Source organism: Schlesneria sphaerica (assembly GCF_044336245.1).
Lineage (GTDB): Bacteria > Planctomycetota > Planctomycetia > Planctomycetales > Planctomycetaceae > Schlesneria > Schlesneria sphaerica.
The window spans coordinates 5,817,841-5,835,978 of the sequence record NZ_CP172346.1 but is presented as its reverse complement, the minus strand read 5'-3'; the positions used below and the strand labels follow the sequence as shown (position 1 = coordinate 5,835,978).

Annotated in this window: 12 protein-coding genes; 7 read left to right on the top strand and 5 right to left on the bottom strand. The window is 57.2% G+C overall.

The annotated features are described in order from the left end of the window. Positions 1–33 precede the first annotated feature (33 nt). From ACGY09_RS21095 to ACGY09_RS21085, 3 genes are all read right to left on the bottom strand, one after another. The gene (locus ACGY09_RS21095) at positions 34–1,266 is read right to left on the bottom strand and encodes a Glu/Leu/Phe/Val dehydrogenase (protein WP_373653106.1); all 1,233 of its coding nucleotides are present in this window, start codon (positions 1,264–1,266) and stop codon (positions 34–36) included. 105 nt (positions 1,267–1,371) lie between these two features. Then, complete coding sequence (locus tag ACGY09_RS21090; protein ID WP_397569324.1) at positions 1,372–2,496, bottom strand: hypothetical protein; 1,125 nt, start codon at positions 2,494–2,496, stop codon at positions 1,372–1,374. A 577-nt stretch (positions 2,497–3,073) separates the two neighbouring features. Beyond that, positions 3,074–5,683, bottom strand: coding sequence for a hypothetical protein (locus tag ACGY09_RS21085; protein WP_397569323.1), 2,610 nt, complete (start codon positions 5,681–5,683; stop codon positions 3,074–3,076). A 1,007-nt stretch (positions 5,684–6,690) separates the two neighbouring features. On the opposite strand from ACGY09_RS21085, the gene ACGY09_RS21080 reads away from it, so the two are divergent. The 4 genes from ACGY09_RS21080 to ACGY09_RS21065 all read left to right on the top strand — a co-directional run bounded on the left by ACGY09_RS21080 (position 6,691) and on the right by ACGY09_RS21065 (position 9,054). Next, the gene (locus ACGY09_RS21080) at positions 6,691–6,993 is read left to right on the top strand and encodes a DUF3467 domain-containing protein (protein WP_373653103.1); all 303 of its coding nucleotides are present in this window, start codon (positions 6,691–6,693) and stop codon (positions 6,991–6,993) included. Between the two features lie 189 nt (positions 6,994–7,182). Further along, positions 7,183–8,031 carry a hypothetical protein gene (locus tag ACGY09_RS21075; protein ID WP_373653102.1) on the top strand — a complete coding sequence of 283 codons (849 nt, stop codon included), beginning with the start codon at positions 7,183–7,185 and terminating at the stop codon, positions 8,029–8,031. Next, positions 8,021–8,317: a hypothetical protein gene (locus tag ACGY09_RS21070; RefSeq protein WP_373653101.1), complete on the top strand. Its 297-nt coding sequence runs from the start codon at positions 8,021–8,023 to the stop codon at positions 8,315–8,317. The genes ACGY09_RS21075 and ACGY09_RS21070 overlap by 11 nt, the downstream gene beginning before the upstream one ends. Before the next feature lie 41 nt (positions 8,318–8,358). Continuing rightward, positions 8,359–9,054 (top strand): hypothetical protein, encoded by a 696-nt coding sequence (locus ACGY09_RS21065; RefSeq protein ID WP_397569322.1) that lies wholly within the window; start codon positions 8,359–8,361, stop codon positions 9,052–9,054. A 128-nt stretch (positions 9,055–9,182) separates the two neighbouring features. On the opposite strand, the gene ACGY09_RS21060 is transcribed toward ACGY09_RS21065, so the two are convergent. Then, a complete protein-coding gene (locus ACGY09_RS21060) occupies positions 9,183–10,250 on the bottom strand; it encodes a lysylphosphatidylglycerol synthase transmembrane domain-containing protein (protein WP_397569321.1) in 1,068 nt (355 codons plus the stop codon). Then, complete coding sequence (rdgB, locus tag ACGY09_RS21055) at positions 10,247–10,879, bottom strand: RdgB/HAM1 family non-canonical purine NTP pyrophosphatase (RefSeq protein ID WP_397569320.1); 633 nt, start codon at positions 10,877–10,879, stop codon at positions 10,247–10,249. The genes ACGY09_RS21060 and rdgB overlap by 4 nt, the downstream gene beginning before the upstream one ends. A gap of 212 nt (positions 10,880–11,091) precedes the next feature. On the opposite strand from rdgB, the gene ACGY09_RS21050 reads away from it, so the two are divergent. The 3 genes from ACGY09_RS21050 (at position 11,092) to ACGY09_RS21040 (ending at position 18,084) form a co-directional block, all read left to right on the top strand. Beyond that, positions 11,092–14,544: a PVC-type heme-binding CxxCH protein gene (locus ACGY09_RS21050; RefSeq protein WP_397569319.1), complete on the top strand. Its 3,453-nt coding sequence runs from the start codon at positions 11,092–11,094 to the stop codon at positions 14,542–14,544. Positions 14,545–14,844: 300 nt separating this feature from the next. Next, positions 14,845–16,065: a hypothetical protein gene (locus ACGY09_RS21045; protein ID WP_397569318.1), complete on the top strand. Its 1,221-nt coding sequence runs from the start codon at positions 14,845–14,847 to the stop codon at positions 16,063–16,065. A 225-nt stretch (positions 16,066–16,290) separates the two neighbouring features. Next, a complete protein-coding gene (locus ACGY09_RS21040) occupies positions 16,291–18,084 on the top strand; it encodes a hypothetical protein (RefSeq protein ID WP_397569317.1) in 1,794 nt (597 codons plus the stop codon). The last annotated feature ends 54 nt before the right edge of the window (positions 18,085–18,138 follow it).

The following is an 18,138-nucleotide window of genomic DNA, read 5'->3' as shown; positions in this document are numbered from 1 at the left end:
GCGAGGGGGCAGAGACAATTTCCGCGACAGGTGTCAGGAAACGCCGGCGAGTTCGGTCGCGTGAGCAACGCGGCCGATCCCCAGAATGTAGGCAGCCGTTCGGAGTGGAACTTTTCGCTCTTCCGCGATTTTCCAGACGGCGTCAAAGGCCGAGTTCATCCGCTGTTCCAGGCGGTTCCGAATCTCATCAAGCGGCCAGCGGACGACGGAACGGTTTTGGACCCACTCAAGGTAGCTGACGGTCACCCCACCCGCGTTGGCGAGAATGTCCGGGACGACGACAATTCCCTTCTCATGGAAGACCTGGTCACCTTCGGGAGTCGTCGGATCGTTCGCTGCTTCCACAACATATTTGGCTTGTACGAGCGAAGCCGTTTCGCCCGTTAACTGCCCTCCCAGAGCCGCCGGAATCAGCAGATCGCACTTTGTTGCAAACAGTTGTTCGTTCGTGATCGGCTCGGTCTCCGGGAAACCCTGAACGCCGTTGTGGGCTTTGGCGTAGTCGAACAGGTGGGGGATATCGATCCCTTTCGGATTAGCGCACCCACCGCGCACATCGGTGATGGCGACGACATGAGCACCTCGCTCATGCAGAAAACGTGCGGTGTATGTACCGACGTTACCAAATCCCTGCAGTGCGACTTTCTTGCCTTTTAGCGATTTACCCAAGTGATGCATCAGGCGTTCCGCAACGATGACCACGCCGCGCCCAGTCGCTTCTTCGCGACCTTCAGAGCCGTGCAGCTCCAGCGGCTTACCAGTGACGCAGGCGGGCTGAAAGCCGTGGTATTGCTGATACTGGTTCATGAACCAGGCCATGACCTGCGCGTTCGTCCCCATATCGGGGGCCGGGATATCGGTGTCAGGGCCGACCATATCGTGGATCTTGTCCACGAATTTGCGTGTCAGTCGTTCGAGTTCCCCGGTACTGAGTGTCTTGGGATCAACGGCGACTCCTCCCTTCGCACCCCCGTAAGGAAGGTCGACGACCGCGGTTTTCCAGGTCATCAACTGCGCCAGTGTCAGAACCTCTGCGTCGTCGACTTCGGGATGGTAACGCAGGCCCCCCTTCATTGGTCCTCGCGCACAGTCGTGCTGTACGCGGTAGCCGACGAATGTTTCGATTTCACCACTATCCAGACGGATCGCGAGCTGAACTTTGACATCCCGTTCAGGGATCAGCAGCAAGGTGCGCATCCGATCGTTCAGCTTTAGATAATCAGCGGCGGAATGGAAGTAGATCTCGGCTTTACTCTGTTGGTTCATGTTCTCTTCCAGGGGAAGTGGGACGACGGGTGAATGCGAGATTGGATGAAAATGAGTTTAGGCTTGCCCGTCGAGTCCGTGAAGCCACTGACCGGACGGAGCCGTCTAGCGAAGTTCTCGTGCCGGGCGGCGCGTCCGCGGTTCCGGAGCGACCTTGATTTCACTGATCCGCTGAATGGGATACTCTTGCGTGAAATCGCGACTGATAGGTTGTTCCTGGTCTCTGAGATAAGGTGCGTTCCAGGGGCCGCCAACTTTTTCTACCAGGCAACCCGCAACCAGTTCAGCCATACGTTGATGTCCCGTATGAGACCATCGTGGGGCGAACTGAAGGAAGTTACTTTCGGCGTCGGCCCCGGGGGCCAGGACCATGGAACCGTCTGCGAACGGGATATTCATCCGTTCTGCGAATCTGGCCAGTTGATCAAATGGGGCGTGATTCGAGAAGCATGCATCCTGCGCGACACCGGCGGCAAGACGAACCCCTTCGCCTCGACTGCATTTGGTTGATACTTGCCAGGGTTTGGGAGAAGTCATGAGGACGAACGGCACTTGCGAAGTACGGCACAGTTGGGCCAGGTCGGCGATGGGCCGTGCCGACTGGCGGAAGGCGAGATTGCTTTCGGGATGCTCTTCCCGCAGCCATGCGTAAGGGTTAGTGTCGATATCGCGGCTGACTGCCTTCTGATGGGCAATCTGCTGCTTCCACTCAGCGCAGAAATAAGTCATTCCCCAGTCGAGCAGTCGGAAGTTTTCGCGCCAGGCCTGATGGGGACGAACCTTACGAGCCGGAAGCAGCGACGTATGCGAGCACAACTGCGGGAGACCCTCAGAGTCGCAGCGGGTGGTCCGTCGGATCTGGCGATCATCGGCGACGTCTGACCAGTCGAAATGCATGATGACCAGATCGGGCTGAAGTCCCATCAGCCGCTGTTTGAAAAACAGAAACTCCGTCAGTGGGCACTGACCGGGGACGCCAGCGTTGACGACCTGAATCCGGGTCCGCGAGTTCTTGGGGAGCTGTTCCTGCAGCATCTCTGTCAGCAATGTACAGAAGTGGTTCTCGTCGGCAGTCTCGGGGGCGTAAATCGTTTCATCGCCCAGAACGATAATTCGATAAGTGTTCTGAGGCTTGGGAATCTCGAGTTCCGGTCCGCGCAGTCCGTAGCTGTTGGTCTGAACCTCCACCAGCGAATCGGTATCGCGGCATTCCACTTGGGCGGAAGCCATTGGCTTCAGTTCGTACTGGCAAGACAGCGACGGAATCGCAAGACCCGACTTGTCGACACAGTGGCTGGCGATCGAGTCACAGACGCAATTGCCGGTCGAGACCTCGTAAATGCGCACCCCAACCTCGGCCCCACAAACTAATAAGACAAGTAGTGAAGCTGCTGTGAATACTCTACGGATTAAAATCAGCCCAGCACTGAACATCAGCGTCTCGCGGACAAGTTCGGGGCGTACATCACCAGTCCCTTTTCGCGTCGCATGCGCGATTTAGCCTCCCCACTTCGACGTGCGCGAATGCTAGTCAGATGGGAAAAACCGGACAAGACGGATTTAGCGGCAGATGAATCTCTCAAAACGATCCGCAAGATCCTTCATTTCGGGGGCAAAAAAGCGGTCAAAGTCATGGTCAGAAAGTTGCGTATTGTCATGCAAGCCTCCTGATTTCAGGGCAATTTGCAGGCAACTGGCCCGCAGGATCCATCCGGCGTCTCGCCCCACAGATGTGCCGGGTGAGCCAGGCCGTTCCCGACGGCGACACCTTAGGCCAACATGAATTCCTCAGGTCAACGGTTGCTCCTTATTGCACAGTGTGCTGCATCAGGCCGGCGTGGATCTGATCGCGAAGTCGCAGCGCCTCCGTGTCTCCCTTGTTTTCGCGCAAGGAAGCATGGATCTGCAGATGGGCCTTGACGAGGTTCCCGCTCTGGTACTCTGCACAGGCGCGCTCGTAATGAGCCCTTGCGAGCTGCTGTCGGCTGTGGCGGCTGCGACTGTCTCGGAATTCGGCCGCCCGGGATTCTGCAACCTGTTGCAGGTAGGGACCCTCGACTTCGTTTTCGCAGTCGACCAGAATGCGTGGAGTTACCAGCACGATCAACTCGGTTCGCTGCAATCGATCGCGTTTATGCCGGAATGGTGCTCCGATGATGGGCAGGGAACCCACTTTGGGGATCCGATGTCCGGAATCGACGACCTGTTCCGAGATCAGACCACCAATCGCCACGGTTGCCCCGTTACGGATCAGTACTTGTGTTGTCAGTTCGGTTGTGTTCTGTACGGGAGCTTTCAGTTTCTTGTTGACGGTGGCTGAGCTGTATTCAGGGTGGATATCGAGCCGAATCAACCCGTCCGCTGAAACGGACGGCCGCAGGATCAGTCGCGTTCCCGCTTCCATAAACCGGATCTCTCCTCCGGCCTGGGACTGGTACCCGATGCGGTCTCCAATCAGCATTTCAGCGCGATGCTTGTTGGAAACCTGAATCCGCTGTGACGAAATCACGCTCGTGTCGGCCAGTCGTTCCATCGACTTGATGAAGGTCGGCACATTGCAGGAGAGTCGACCTTGTTTGAGTCCTCCTTCGGCGTACATCGTCCCCAGGTCCTGCTGACAGGGAAGCAGCGACAGATCGACGCCGTGTTGCAGGCTCTCGGAGAGTCGCACTCGCAGGATCTTGGCTTCGATCCCCACTTGTAACGGCGGGACATCCACATCCACCAGAACCTGGTCGATCTGTGCGAGCACTTCCGGGTAATCCTGCACAACGACCAGATCATTCTGGCCGCTGGTATCGGCGAGGGGAGAAGTGTTCGTCTCACCCAGTCCCTCGGCAGCGGGTGGTGCAACGGACTGTCGTCCCTCGCTCGACAGTAGCGGGACGATCAGTCGGTTCAGTTCACTGGCGCTGATGTAGTTAGGCTGGTAGATCTTCATCACCACCTTGCGGGTTTCCTGTCGCGCCCGCGCCATTTCATCGGGGGTACGGATGAAATAGATCTGAGCGTCCTGCTCGATGATGTAATGGCGTGATTTGATGATCGCGTTGAGTGCTGTGTGAATTGGGACGTCACGCAGGTGGAGCGTGATCAGTCCCTGTATGTCGGCACTGGGACAGAGACTGATCTGGGCTTCGCCGCTGAGCCTGGCAAAGACCTGACGGATGTCTGCGTTTTCGATGTCAATCGTATAGACGGGGTAGGGACCGGTACTGTCAGTTCGTCGGATGCGGATCGGTCCCTCGTCGACGGGAGGTGAGTTGTCAGCGAACTTTGGTGAGGCCGGGGCAGGTTCCCGGAAAGGCTCATCCGATCCTCGGGTTGGTCTTGATTCCGGGATACTTCGTGAGGGAGCCTTCAGTTCTGGTGTTTTCAGTTCTGGTGTTTTTGGAGTGGATGTTTTCGGCTCGGTCACAGAAGGAGCAGGGGGGGCCGACTCCGTTGTTTCAGGTTCGAACTCTGGCTCATGATCACGTGCCGGTGCAGGTTCAGCGGCAGGTTCGGCAGCGGGCTTTTCCGCAGGTTCGGATGGCGTCTCAAACGGCGGTTCAAACTCGACTTCCGGTTCTTTCGCCGGCTCAACGACCGGTTCGTCATCCATTTCTGCTTCTGGTACGAAGGATGGAGCGGGCTCGGGAGACAAGTCTTCGTCATCCGTCGGTGGTGCAGGCGCGGGAGGACCCGAGAATTCATCCTCGTCTGGCAGTGGAAGCTGCGCGAGCCGTGTTTCCGGCACATCGAAGCGTTTTCGTGTTTGCTTTTGATCGTTGAGCTTTGCCAGGGCATCCAGTAACTGGGTCTCGCGCTGGCGGTCTTCGAGTTGTCGCTCATGCTGCCGACTGGTCAATTGACGGAGCTGCTGCCGGACTTCGGCGAGTTGAATTTCCAGTCGCTGAGTTGCCTCAGCCGTGGGAGTTTCTGGTTTCGGATAGGAATCTTCGTCGAGTGGACGAAATACGATGGGTGGTAACTCTTCAATTTCCGAATTCGAATGTCCCCGCACCGCCTCGGCGACTGCCGGCGGAATGGGGTGGGAGCTGACCGGGGAATCGATTGAGTGACGTCCGGTGACAGAGCCTGTAAAGACCGTCTGCGGAAGTTTCTGAGCCGTTGGCACCGACGAGTGCAGGTCTACGTCGTTGCGGTCCCGAAAGGGGACGGACGCACTGCTGTGGCCGGGACGCTGAGCAACGTGTTGGGATTCTGGTTTGGAAGCAGGTGGAGACTGGACCTCTTCACGCTGCTGCGCCTGGAAATCTCTCGCGAACGTGGCCCAGCGTGGATTGGCAACCGACTGCAACTGCCGCACACGAATCATGCCAAACATGAATGCCACGGCGGGCAGTCCGAGGGCCAGCGCAACGCACCAGAATGCCGTCTGGAAGGGACGGATTGAACCTGACTGACTTGGCATGAAAGATTTCCCCCCGATCGGCCCCGCCATTCGGTTGTTAGCACATCGGAATTCGGGTCGGCATCGATCAGAGGCCGGTAGAAACCGAATACGCGAACCTGAAGGGCTGTATCAGTTGATCGGATGAAGCCGGGCGCGACTTGTGAAAATCTTCGCAGCGGACTGCCGCACCCCGACGCATGACAAGGGGAGGGCGGGGGGAAACCGTGGCATTCACTTGGGAATTCAGAAGTGCGGCACAGTGTGCTCGCAGGCCATCTCGTCCTCTGGAGGCCGCGATCGATCCAGACGCAACCTGATGACAGGATTAGCGTAAGAGAAATTTTCGTGAGAGTACGAACCGTTCAGGCAGAGCGATTGAAAAAGAAAAACGCGGCAAGGTCCCCTCGAAGCTCCCTGCTCCGTCCTTGCCGCGTTAAGAACATTTGACCCCTGGAGAAGTCAAATGTTGTGTTGCATCAGTGTGACGACTGACTCTTTAAACATACTTCAACTTTTTCTGAAGTCAAATGGAAATTCTGCGCAGATTGAAGAAGATGCGGATCATGGGGTGATTTGTGAGCGAAGGCAATTACTGGAGGTCTCACGCGTGGTGAGTCCGTCGGACGGACGACGGGGTATCTTCGCTCCCCGGATCCAAAGCGAGGGAGCTCTGTCTGGTTGGCCGTCCTCGGGCCAAACCGCATGCTCTGGCATCCCTCGTCGTGACTTGAGCTTCCCTTCTTCTGAAGTGCAGGAACTGAACACCTTGAACAAACGAAGTTGCCTTGCCGGTCAAGCCAGTGCAGACAGGATTGACTGGCCGTGTGTGGGGAGGAACAGGTGCGGATCACTGATTCCGTCATGGTCGTCTGAGGCGGTTATTGACAGTTTACGTACGTGGAGGTCATGATGCTCGGCTTCCGCATTCTGCGGTCTACCGAACCCTCCGCTCTCATTCCTGCGTTGGAGAATACGTCGTGCCCGAAGCAACCGGCTCTTCAAATATCCCTGAAAACGAGCGTTCGATGGCGAACCTGCAAATGCAGCAGGTGATTGAGTCAGAGGGGTTGGAACCGCTGTACGCCAATTTTGCTCGCGTTTCGGGGCTGCCAGAAGAACTGGTCCTGGATTTCGGATTAAACTCCCAGGCTCCTGGAGCCCAGAACCAACCTGTTAAGGTGACACAGCGTCTGGTGGTTAACTATTTCACCGCGAAGCGACTCTGGATGGCCTTGGGCGCATCGCTGCAGCGGCACGAGCAGGCCTTTGGAGAAGTGCAGATTGACGTCAACAAGCGGCTGATTCCACAGCGGAACGTCAAATCCTGACGTGGCAACACAGGATCGTGAGGAACGATGAACAAGCACGACTCCCATTGAAAAGAGTCCCTGCCGTCATTGTAACACCGAGAGTCGTTGAAAGGTTGTGCCAGAGCCATTCTCGGGAGGTGACTTTTCCGAAATGGTTGGCCGGTCTGTCGCTGCTCTGGAATGACCACTCAGGTGACGGGCCGACCGATGGATGATCCTTTTTTACCCTGGTGGTTAGTGCTGCTGCTCGGGATGTGGGCGGTGGCGCTGACGCTGTGGCACAGCCCCCAGGTTCATCGCGAAATTCGCCTGTGGGCGGGGCTTGCCACGCTCGTTTACTGCGTCATGATTTTTCTGGCGCTGGGGGGTGGCCAAGCAGGTGCGGTGTCTCCCCTCAAAGCGGGCGATCTGATTCCCTTCAGCCTGATGGCGATCGGTATCACGGCGGCGGTGGCGGTCATGAGTCGATTGCTGTTCGAAGGTCGGCAGCTTGCCTATGTGCTGCTGGCGGTGGCCAATGCGCTGCTCTGCTTCTACTGGAAACAGTTCGAAGCTGGGTTGGGGCTGCTGGCGATTGGCACCATCCGGTCTGTTTCGCTCGTCCAAATCTTTGCGCGACAGGAACGTCAGTCCGTCCGGGAACATCTGGTTCAACTGACGACCATCCAGCCCGGATCTTCCAGCGATGACAACCGGGGCGATTACCTGCTGATCGGTAGCCTGACGGTAGTCGTCGCGCTGCTGCTGATCGGGACGCTGGCGTATGCCGTACGGACAGAGACCGCCCGTGCGATCTCCAGCCCGCGACATGCGATTCTTCCTCCTGCGGAACTACTGTCGGAGGTGTTTGCTCCGCAGCCGCCCACGCAGGATCGACCCCGATTAAGTGAACTGCTTGTCGGGGCACGCGCGGACATCATTGTCCTGCTTACCGTCGTCGTGTTTCTGCACCTGGCGATGACGAGGATGGCTGATCGGCCGGGGCAGAATCCATCGCCTGATCTGTCCGACGACGATTCGCCCGCGGAGATCCCGGGAGACATTGATGAATCCTGAACACCGCCTCTGGGTCGTCCGACTGCTTTACGTGCTGTTACTTCTGGTGATCGGAATCCCGGGAGTCGTCTCGGCGCGGGGAACTCGTGAGCGCAGTCTCTTGCGGGGACTGCTGGGGCAGGGGATCCTGATGACGATCGTCGTCAGTGCTGTCAGCTTCCCGGAACGGACAGAATTAAAACTGGCAGGAATGGTCGCCGTGACATTGCTCATCATTCAGGAGTGCGGGGCAGTGGCGCGGTGTGACGAGGACACGACTCACGAGCAGGAGCATCAACCATCCTGACCTCTGTTCAATTCCTTCTGATTGCTACGGTGGCATTCGCAGTGATGGGAGCAATCGCATCACTGACCTGCTTTATGCTGGGGCGGAACGCATGGAGCCTCGTAGCCACCCATCTGGGGGTGCTGGGTGGGACTCTTTGTGCTGCGATCCTGGCCGTGCTGCTGACGGGTGGGAACAGTTCCGAACCCGCGCTGGTGACGTTACCGAAATTCACCTGGCTGACGGTTCCCAATCCCCGTCAATTCTCGCTGGAATTCGGGGCTGAGGCGACGCTGATCAAGGCACTCCTGGTCACTCTGATCGGTGGTGGAATCCTGCTGACCGCCTGGTCTATCTCGTTGCGAAAATGTCCCCCCTTGCCAGAGAACGTGCAGGTGACCTGCTCGCTGCTTTTTGCCTCTGCCATGGGCTTTCTGTTCTCACCGAATCTGCCCCAATCGCTCTTGTCTTGGGGAGTTGTCAGCCTGCTGCTCAGTGTCCTGATCCGAATCCTCAGTGGCCCGGCCGTTTCCTCCTCGCCCGGCAAAACGACAGCCCGTTTGCGGGGGCTGACCCACGGGCTGCAGTGGATCGGGGAAAAACTCTGTAAGCCCGTTGGACGAGGAGCGATGATCTCTCTTCCGAACTGGATCAGCGAGCAATTCGAAGTGATCGAAGCGAGTCCCATTTCTGTGCAGCTACTCGCGGTCGTTCTAGGCGCCGCGGCGGTGCTGCTCACCTGGCTGATTGTCATCTGACGTCGTGCCGCACGAGACCCTCAGACGAAGGATCTCGTGCAGTCGTTCCGCGAGAATCTTCCTGCGCCGTTATCAGGGACTGCGCAGGTGATTGCTGAGTTTATGGGGCGACACACGGGGCAGCGTGATCAAGGCGTGGGAATCGGTTCGGTGGAGACTCCTTCGACCGCTTTCTGGATTTCGCCTTTGGATGCGAAGTAATAGACGATTCCGACGGCACCCCAGACCATCATCGTCAGTCGATATCCCAATGCGGTGAGGACTCCATTCGAGAAGGCCAGTGAAAGCTGCTGGGGCGTACTCTGCGGATCCACCGCGAGCTGGTGCTGCTGATAGAACCAGGCTACCGCTCCTTCGAGGGCTCCAACTCCTCCGGGCGAGGGAATCGCGGCACTGAGGGCTTCTGGAAGGGGCAATCCCACCACATGGTCGATATAGCCGGGATAAGTCTGGCCACTATGAATCGCCTGGGCACAGAAAAAGAACGATGTCAGAAATCCAAAATGGCCCAGCAGGCCTAGCAGGGCGGCTCCGATGACGATCTGGGGTTTTCCCTGGTAGAGCGCGATTGAGTCCATCAGTTCCTTTACAATCCGACCGACGAATTTCCAGGTGGTCAGCCAGTGCATCAGCCGTGAGTGGGTGAATGCGGGAACAAACATCAGGCCGATGCCGATCAGTCCGGCGATCGATCCACCCCACAGCACCCAGACCGCCCACTGCAATTCAGGGCCCGGTTTCGTTCCCGCAGGACTCAGCGAGGCGACCGCCCCCAGGACGAATAACGCCCACATCCCCAGAACTCGATCCAGAAAGACGGTAGCCATGACAGATGCAATCCTGCGGGGATGGTCTTTGGCGAGCAGTGCGGCTTTCACGAGGTCTCCCCCCACGGCCCCGGGGCCCATCAGGTTGCACGCTTCGCCCAGCATTCCCAGGCGAAAGGTCTCGCGGAGTGAGAGCGGAAGGTCGATCCCGCGGACCAGCAATCGCCACCGGCTGAATGTCGCCATCAGCGAGGCGAACCGAATGGCTAGTGCCATGAGGAAAACTCCCCAGAGGATCCGGCGACTGCTGAGCTGAGCCAGGTTGTCACGGGAAAACCAGAGCAGAGCCGAGAGCAGTCCAATGGCGAGCAGCCACTTGAGCGCAACGATCAGAATTGCGCGGTTCGGGTTGGGTGTGGCGGTCGTCACGGGGCAGACTCACTCTGTTGGGTTTCAAATAATCGGACAATCTGAGGAATTAGACGTTCAAAGGCTTTCGCGCGATGGCTGATATGACGCTTCACGACGGGCGACAACTGACCGAAGGTCTGATGAAATTCCTGGACGAGAAACAGCGGGTCATAACCGAAGCCGTGGCTACCCTGAAATTCTCTCAGGATTCGCCCGCCGCAGCGTCCTTCCGCTGACAGTCTGATCTGACCCTGAGGGTCAGACAGCACGGCGTAACAAACGTAGTAAGCGGTCCGTTTTTCGGTAGGGACACTCGCCAGCTCGTTCAGGAGCTTTTCGTTATTCCTGGCATCGGCTCCCTGTTCGCCGGCGTAGCGGGCCGAATGGATACCGGGGGCTCCGCCCAGTGCATCGACGCACAGTCCGCTATCTTCGGCGATGACCCAACGATTGAGCAGTCGCGCGACTTCAGTCGCTTTTTTCGCTGCGTTGGCCGCGAAGCTGTCGCCGTCCTCGACGACGTCCGGGACGTTTTCAAAGTCGGTGACCCCGATCAGGCCGATTCCGTGGGGTGCAAACAGTTCTTCGATCTCGCCGATTTTCTTTCGATTACGGCTGCTGAGCACAATTTCAGGGAAGGTTGTCATGATCTTCGGGCCGTTCAGATGAATTGAACTGAGGGGGGATTTTGACGGAAAGCACGATTTTGGGAAGCCGACTTTCTCCGCAGGTCGCTTGAACGCCGAACGTCTTGGCGAAACAATCGTGTCCGGACGCATGAGTGTATCTTGTTGTGCCTGGAAGGATTGCCTCGGCCAGAGGCTTTTCGGCGGCATTTCTCTTAAGTAGTGGATTCGATATGAATTGGTTGCGGTGGTCCTGTCGCGGGTGGATATTCGCACTATCGGTATCGTGTTGTTCGACGGGATTTGCCCAGCGGGAACTGACCGATATTCCCATTCCCGACGCGGAAGAAGAACGCAAGACGTTCGTTCTGCCCGAGGGATTCGAAGTCAACCTCTTCGCCGCAGATCCCGCGATTCATAAACCGATCCAGATGAATTTTGATCCGCAGGGACGATTGTGGATTGCTGCATCTGAGGTCTATCCCCAGATTGCCCCAGGCCAGCCCGCGACCGACAAGATTCTGGTACTGGAAGACACGGATGGTGACGGTGTCTCGGACAAGACGACCGTCTTCGCCGACGGATTGCTGATTCCCACCGGTGTCGAACCGGGGGATGGAGGAGCCTACGTTGCCAACAGCACTGAGCTGCTTCACCTGACGGACACCGACGGAGACGGTAAGGCGGATCAGTCCCGAATCGTGCTCAGCGGATTCGGTACCGAAGATACGCATCACATCCTGCACACGTTCCGGTGGGGGATGGATGGTCAGCTCTACATGAATCAGTCCATCTACATTCACAGCCACGTCGAAACCCCGTTCGGTGTCCGGCGTTTGAACGCGGGGGGAATCTGGCGTTTCCGACCGGAAACCATGCGGCTGGACGTCTTCGCTCGGGGCTGGGTGAATACCTGGGGGCACGCCTTCGATCGATGGGGACAATCCTTCGTCACGGACGGAGCAGGGGGGGAAGGAATCAACTATGCTGTCCCCGGTGCTGCTTATCCCACGGTCTACGGCGTAAACCGGATTCTCCATGGTTTGAATCCCGGCAGTCCCAAGTACTGCGGCCTCGAAATGGTCGATGGGCGTCACCTTCCGGATGACTGGCAGGGAAACCTGATCACCCATGACTTCCGTGGCCATCGCGTCTGTCGATTTGTGCTGAGCGAAGACGGGGCCGGATTTGCCGCGCGTCAGCAGCCCGATTTGATCAGTTCCGAACACGTCGCGTTTCGACCGATTGACGTCAAGCAGGGCCCGGACGGCGCGATTTACATTGCCGACTGGTACAACCCGATCATTCAGCATGGTGAAGTCGACTTCCGTGATCCGCGCCGCGATCACACCCATGGCCGTATCTGGCGAGTCACTGCGAAAGGACGCAAGCTGGTCGATCGTCCGCAATTCGCCGGAAAGTCGGCTGCGACCCTGCTGGACTCTCTCAAGTCTCCCGAAAGTTATGAGCGTCACCACGCCAAACGCGTGCTGAAAGAACAGGGGGAGGAAAAGGTGGTTCCAGCGCTGGCGGCGTGGGTGAAAAAGCTGGATTCCAAAGACCCCAACTTCGAACATCATCGGCTGGAAGCCTTGTGGATGTATCAGAGTCTCGACGTGCCCGAGCCTGCACTGCTGAAGGCCGTGCTGGATTCAAAGACACCTCAGGCTCGCGCTGCTGCGGTTCGCGTGGTCCCACAGTGGAAAGAACATCTTCCGGCCGCACTGGATTGGCTGGAAGTGGCCATTCAGGACGAACATCCCCGCGTCCAGATGGAAACCGTCCGGGCCTTGTCGGAATTTCCCGAGCTGCGAGCAGCGGCGATTGCGCTACGGGCTGCAGACCGCTTCCAGGACCAGTTCGGCGACTATGCGCTATGGCAGACCAGTCGGGAACTGGCTCCTGTCTGGCTACCCGAAGTTGTTTCCGGCAAGTTCGACTTTGAAGGAAGCGTTGCACGGCTGCTGTTCGCGATTCGCTCTGCCGAAGCGGGTTCGGCAATTCCTGTACTTGTTCAAAAGCTGCGAGAAGGCAAAGTCCCTGCTGAGCTGACGAACTCGCTCATGGAAACACTCGGCCAGTTGGGCGGGGCAGAAGACCTGCGACTGGTTTTTGATCTGGCGCTCACCAAATCGACTCCCGCTGCACAATCCGCAACGATGCTGACAACACTGGCCGAGGCCAAGCGGAAGCGGGACATTCAACCTGCAGGTGATTTGGCTCCTGTCATCGAAGCATTGAAGTCGAAAGACGGGACGCTGCAGACTGCTGCGGTGGATTGTATCGGCGCCTGGCGGCTGGAATCCCTGCGAGCACCCGTCACGGCAATCGTGACCGATTCCCAATCGGAAACGGGCGTACGCCTGGCCGCGATTCGCGGGGTCTCACAACTGGGGGGCGACGCGAGCAAACAACTTCTCGGGAAACTGGCGTCGACGGACAAGTCCGAGACGATTCGGGCGGCGGCCATCACCTCTCTAATCCAGATTGATACCCCCGCGGCTGCGGCGCTTGCAGTCAAACTGCTGGAACAGTCTGAAGATGTTTCAGCACAGTCCGCCATCATCAATGCCTTTCTACAGCATAAAGGAGGCCCGGACGTCCTTGCTGCGGCGTTCGCGGATCAGAAGCTGTCTGAGGACGTTGCCAAGATCGCCTTGAGAATCATCACCGGATCGGGTCGTCAGGAACCGAAGCTGACCGAAGCGATCAGCAAGGCGGGAAATATTGTGAATGCCGCAAAGGTACTCTCAAAAGAAGAGATGGCGGCTCTGGTCGCGACCATCAGGGAAAGCGGTAATGCTGCACGCGGCGAGCAAATCTTCCGACGGGCGGAACTGAATTGCCTCAAATGTCACGCCGTTGGCGGGGCAGGTGGGAAAGTCGGGCCTGACCTGGTCAGCGTCGGTTCCAGTGCCCAGATTGATTACCTGGTGGATTCGATTCTGGACCCCAACAAGAACGTGAAAGAAGGCTATCAGTCGCTGGTTGTTGCGACAGATGAAGGGAAAGTCTTCACCGGTATCAAGGTGCGTGAGACCGATACGGACCTGCTCCTGCGGGATGTGGAAGATCGTGAGTTCGCTGTTCCGCTGAAGTCGATCGATGATCAGCAATCCGGTTCGTCCCTGATGCCCGTCGGTCTGGTTGACAAGTTGACCCGGGCCGAACTGATCGATCTCGTGCGCTTCATGTCAGAACTCGGTAAGCCTGGTCCCTACGCCGCGGTCACTGCTCGCGTTGTCCGTCGCTGGGAAACGCTGCAGCCGACGAAGGAAAGTTATACGCGGTTGTCCCGCACCAGTGATGCACAGGTTGTCGCTGACGATGCCGGACTGAACTGGGTTCCCGTCTACAGCACTGTCTCTGGTGCGCTCCCGCTGAGTGACGTCATGGACTTCACCATGCGTGGGCTGGGGGACCGGAAATTCGGATTCGCCCGGTGTACTGTGAACGTGACCACGGCAGGAGTCGTCGGGTTCCTCGTGAATGATACGACAGGATTAGAAGTCTGGGTGGACGGCAAGCCGGTTGATCCGGCGATGCAGTTATCGGTTCCGCTGGACGTCGGGACCCACCAGGTGACATTTGGCGTGAACCTGCTGACCCGTACCAAGCCACTGCGAGTTGAGTTGAACGACGTCAAAGACTCAAAGGCGCAGGCCCAGTTCGTCGGTGGCAAGTAACTGACACTGAATAGAACCATCCCGCCCAGCAGAGTCAGTCACATCCGTGGCTGACTCTGCTGGGCGATTTTTTCTTCCCCACCTCGCCGCCTCTCCTTTCTGCACTCTGCGGGTCACTTTCAGTCCCTCTCGGCCCTTCGTTTGGCGGTCTTGACCCAAAATCAAGATTCTCTTAAAAACCCGCCCGCTTCGCAGGGGTAACCGTTCAAGACGAGCGATTGCTGCCGAAGCCCCATCTTTTCACTTCCCTAGATTCACATCATCGCTTTCAGACCTCGTCTTTCAGGTAGGAAGGTTTTCATGCCCCGATCATCGTTCGGACTGGCCTCGCTGTCGGCTAGCCTCACCGTGCTGAGTTTTTGTGGAACGGCGTCCGCGCAATGGTTCTCAGGATCGGGGGCGGGCTGTGGCTGCTCGGCTCCGTCGTACCTGGGAGCTCCTCCCATTATGCAACAATCGGCCGTATATAGTGCGGCCTCCATGTCGACTGCCTCCTACGCCTATGGCGACGGTATTCAGTCGGGACCGGCGATCTGCCATATCGAGCAGCCTGTCGCTGTGATGCAGGTCCAGGTCGCACAGCCTGTTGTGCAGACGGTGGCCGTTCAGCAACTGCAGCCAGTCGTTCATCCTGTCATTCAGAATGTGCAGGTGACGGAGTATCAACCCGAAAAGCAGACCATTTCAAAACCGGTCGTGCGCACCGAGTGGGTTGATCAGGTCGTCACCGAAATGCGTCCTGTGACCGAACAGAAAACCGTGAATGTATCGACCGTCGATTATCAGAATGTGACGGAATACAAGACCGAGCGTAAGCAGGTCGGTTACTGGGTCACTAAGAACACTCCCACGGGTAAAGTCCCGTCATGGCAGTATGATAATCGTCCTAACATTGCCGGGTTTATTAATCGGACCGGGTACGATATGCGGAACGCATTCACACCGCAGTACCGCCAGGAACGTCAGTTCGTACCTCAGACCATGACCTGTACGGTTCCTTACACCAAGAAGGTTGCTGTTCCAGGGATGAAGCAGGTCACCTATAACGTGACACGCATGGAACCGACCCAGACCACCCGCAAAGTGGCAGTAAACAAGGTCGACTATGTTCCTACGGAAATCACCGTGATGAAGCCTGTTCAGGTGGTTCGTCAGATGCAGACCGGAACTCGTATCTCGTACGCACCGATCGGGTCGCCCGCACTCGGCGCTGCACCAGGGGCGAACGGAGCACCTGCGACCTCCCTCAAGCCAACTCCCGATGCAAACTCGTCTCAGCAGCGAGCACCTCGCTCTGCCGACAAGAGTGGGGATAACAATCCCTACGATAAGAATGATACCAGCATGCGTGGCGAAGACTCATCCGGAGTCCGCATGACGGAATCTGTTGTTCCCGCCAAGAAGTTTACTGCTCCCTCCGTTGTTCGTGTTAATCAGTGGGTCGCTCGGACCCCATCCAAGTCTGCTCCGCAACCGGGCGGTAAGTCCGCGGCGATCTCCATCGCCGACTCTTCCCGGTAAAACACTGCTTTCTTTCACATCTCACGTCGACTGTTTTTCCCCACGCGGTGCCGGTTTCCTGCCGGCACCCTTTTTCTTTCTTTGGATGCTCTACTCCCAGGGCAATGGCTGGCAATCAGAAAAGATTAAGTTAGCATGAAATCGCCGGGTCCCTGATTCTGCTGACCTGGAGCCGCCGCAATTCAACGACGGATCGGTGCCAGATGTCATGACGGGAGTGATCTCATGTTTCGCCGGATTGATTTGGGTGTCTGGGTACGTCTGCTCTTCGTCACCACCCTGCTGACCGTGAACGCGTTACCGCGGGAACTCTGCTCTGCCGCGGAAAAAGTGGATTCCGAGACCGATTTTCCCTTGATGGTATTTAATGTCGCCAGTTTGCAGCGACTGCGTGATCATGCGGATCTGATGTTTGAATCGGCCGAGCGAGCGGATCTGACGGAACGTGTCGATCAATGGACGGTTGAGACATTGAAAGAGACCAAGGGGATTGATCGACGTCGTCCCTTCGGCATGATGACGTACCTCAATACCGACGAATTCATCCGCCCCATGGGCATTTCCTACATTCCGATCGAGAATCTGGACGAGGCGCTCCAGACTCTGGCCTATGATTCCGGGACGATTTCTCCGGTTGAGGGAGAGCCTGATCGGTTTGATATCCGCTACGGCGAATCGTTTACACTGCGGACTCGCTACCTGAATGAATATCTCTTCATGGTCGGCCCGGACGGAAGCAAGTCCGCCCTGGATCTAAGATTTCCTGACCCCGCTAAGTTAACTGCCAAGCTGTCAGATCGTTATGACATCGCTGCGTCTGTCCTGATTAAGACGATTCCCCCCGGGATGAAATTACTGGGGCTCGAAGCGGTCAAAAATCAGGCGATTGCGAATCTGCAGCAGCGGGATGACGAACCCGAGTCCGTTTATCGGCTTCGTCGCGCAAACGGGGAAGCCTGGGTCGATATCCTGGACAAAGTTGTCAATTACGGGGAAGAGTTCACGATCGGGGGCCAGCTTGATCCTGCAACAAAGCACGCTGTCATTGAGCTGGATATTTCGGGGACCAGTGACAGTAAGCTTGCCAAGCTATTTCAGAACATGACGGGAAAGCGGACCTACTTCGGAAATCTGGTCGCAAATCCATCGACATTCACAATGTCTGTCTCATGGCAGATGGAAGAAAAGCAACGAAAACAGTTTGTCACTTATTTTGAAGCGGCGCAGCGAGATCTGGTGAAGAATGCCAGCTCTGATCAGGCAGATGAGTTAGCGAAACTTCTCGACCCGATCTTTCAAACATTGATGGCATCAGCCGAAACGGGCCATATTGATGCTTTTGCGCAGTTGACAGGGATGGAGCAGGAAAACTTTGTTCTGATGGCCGGGATCAAGGTTTCCACGTCTCGCAATTTGCCCTCCCAGATTACTCAATTGCTTGAGTTTCTGCAGGAAAACTCGAACGGAAACGAGATCCTTCTGAAACTTGACCCGGATGCAGAGCGGATCGAGTCACTTCCCGTCCATCGTCTCCCCGTCGAATCCCCGAATGAGGAGAGCCAGCGACTGTTCGGTGAATCGCCTCAGCTTTACATCTACACGACACCACAGGCCTTGTGGCTCTCGTTTGGTGGTGAACTGGCTCTGGATGCTTTGAAAGAGGCTGTGGCTCAAGTGGCGTTGCCGCAAACCTCTCAGAAGGGGCGAAATCGAATCCCCTTTCAGTTCGTGACCCACGCAAAGAACTGGCTGACGGCGGCCGACAGCGAAAACCCCTCCGGATTTACCGAGCGGGCCGAGGCATCATTCGATTCCGACAACGACGCCATGACGCTGGAATTCCGCCCGACTGATCGGGGAGTTAAGCTCAGGCTAGAATTGGAAAGTGGATTTCTCGGCCTGATGGGGCGAGGGATCTCAAACGGAATGGAAAATGGCTTCTTTCGCCCGCCACGTCGTGGGAATCAGGAGCAGCTTCCCGTAGAGACCGCGCCCGAGCCGCCCGCTGTAACCAAGTGACTCGTTCGGCAATTTCTGCCGGGTTGAGAAATTTTACCGTTTTGTCAGTAAAGA

What these genes read in the sequence shown, in the direction of transcription:
- ACGY09_RS21075 (WP_373653102.1), top strand. Translation starts at nt 7,183, where the DNA reads ATGGATGATCCTTTTTTACCCTGGTGGTTAGTGCTGCTGCTCGGGATG.
- rdgB (WP_397569320.1), bottom strand. Translation starts at nt 10,879, where the DNA reads ATGACAACCTTCCCTGAAATTGTGCTCAGCAGCCGTAATCGAAAGAAA.
- ACGY09_RS21095 (WP_373653106.1), bottom strand. Translation starts at nt 1,266, where the DNA reads ATGAACCAACAGAGTAAAGCCGAGATCTACTTCCATTCCGCCGCTGAT.
- ACGY09_RS21045 (WP_397569318.1), top strand. Translation starts at nt 14,845, where the DNA reads ATGCCCCGATCATCGTTCGGACTGGCCTCGCTGTCGGCTAGCCTCACC.
- ACGY09_RS21085 (WP_397569323.1), bottom strand. Translation starts at nt 5,683, where the DNA reads ATGCCAAGTCAGTCAGGTTCAATCCGTCCCTTCCAGACGGCATTCTGG.
- ACGY09_RS21040 (WP_397569317.1), top strand. Translation starts at nt 16,291, where the DNA reads ATGTTTCGCCGGATTGATTTGGGTGTCTGGGTACGTCTGCTCTTCGTC.
- ACGY09_RS21070 (WP_373653101.1), top strand. Translation starts at nt 8,021, where the DNA reads ATGAATCCTGAACACCGCCTCTGGGTCGTCCGACTGCTTTACGTGCTG.
- ACGY09_RS21080 (WP_373653103.1), top strand. Translation starts at nt 6,691, where the DNA reads ATGGCGAACCTGCAAATGCAGCAGGTGATTGAGTCAGAGGGGTTGGAA.
- ACGY09_RS21050 (WP_397569319.1), top strand. Translation starts at nt 11,092, where the DNA reads ATGAATTGGTTGCGGTGGTCCTGTCGCGGGTGGATATTCGCACTATCG.
- ACGY09_RS21090 (WP_397569324.1), bottom strand. Translation starts at nt 2,496, where the DNA reads ATGGCTTCCGCCCAAGTGGAATGCCGCGATACCGATTCGCTGGTGGAG.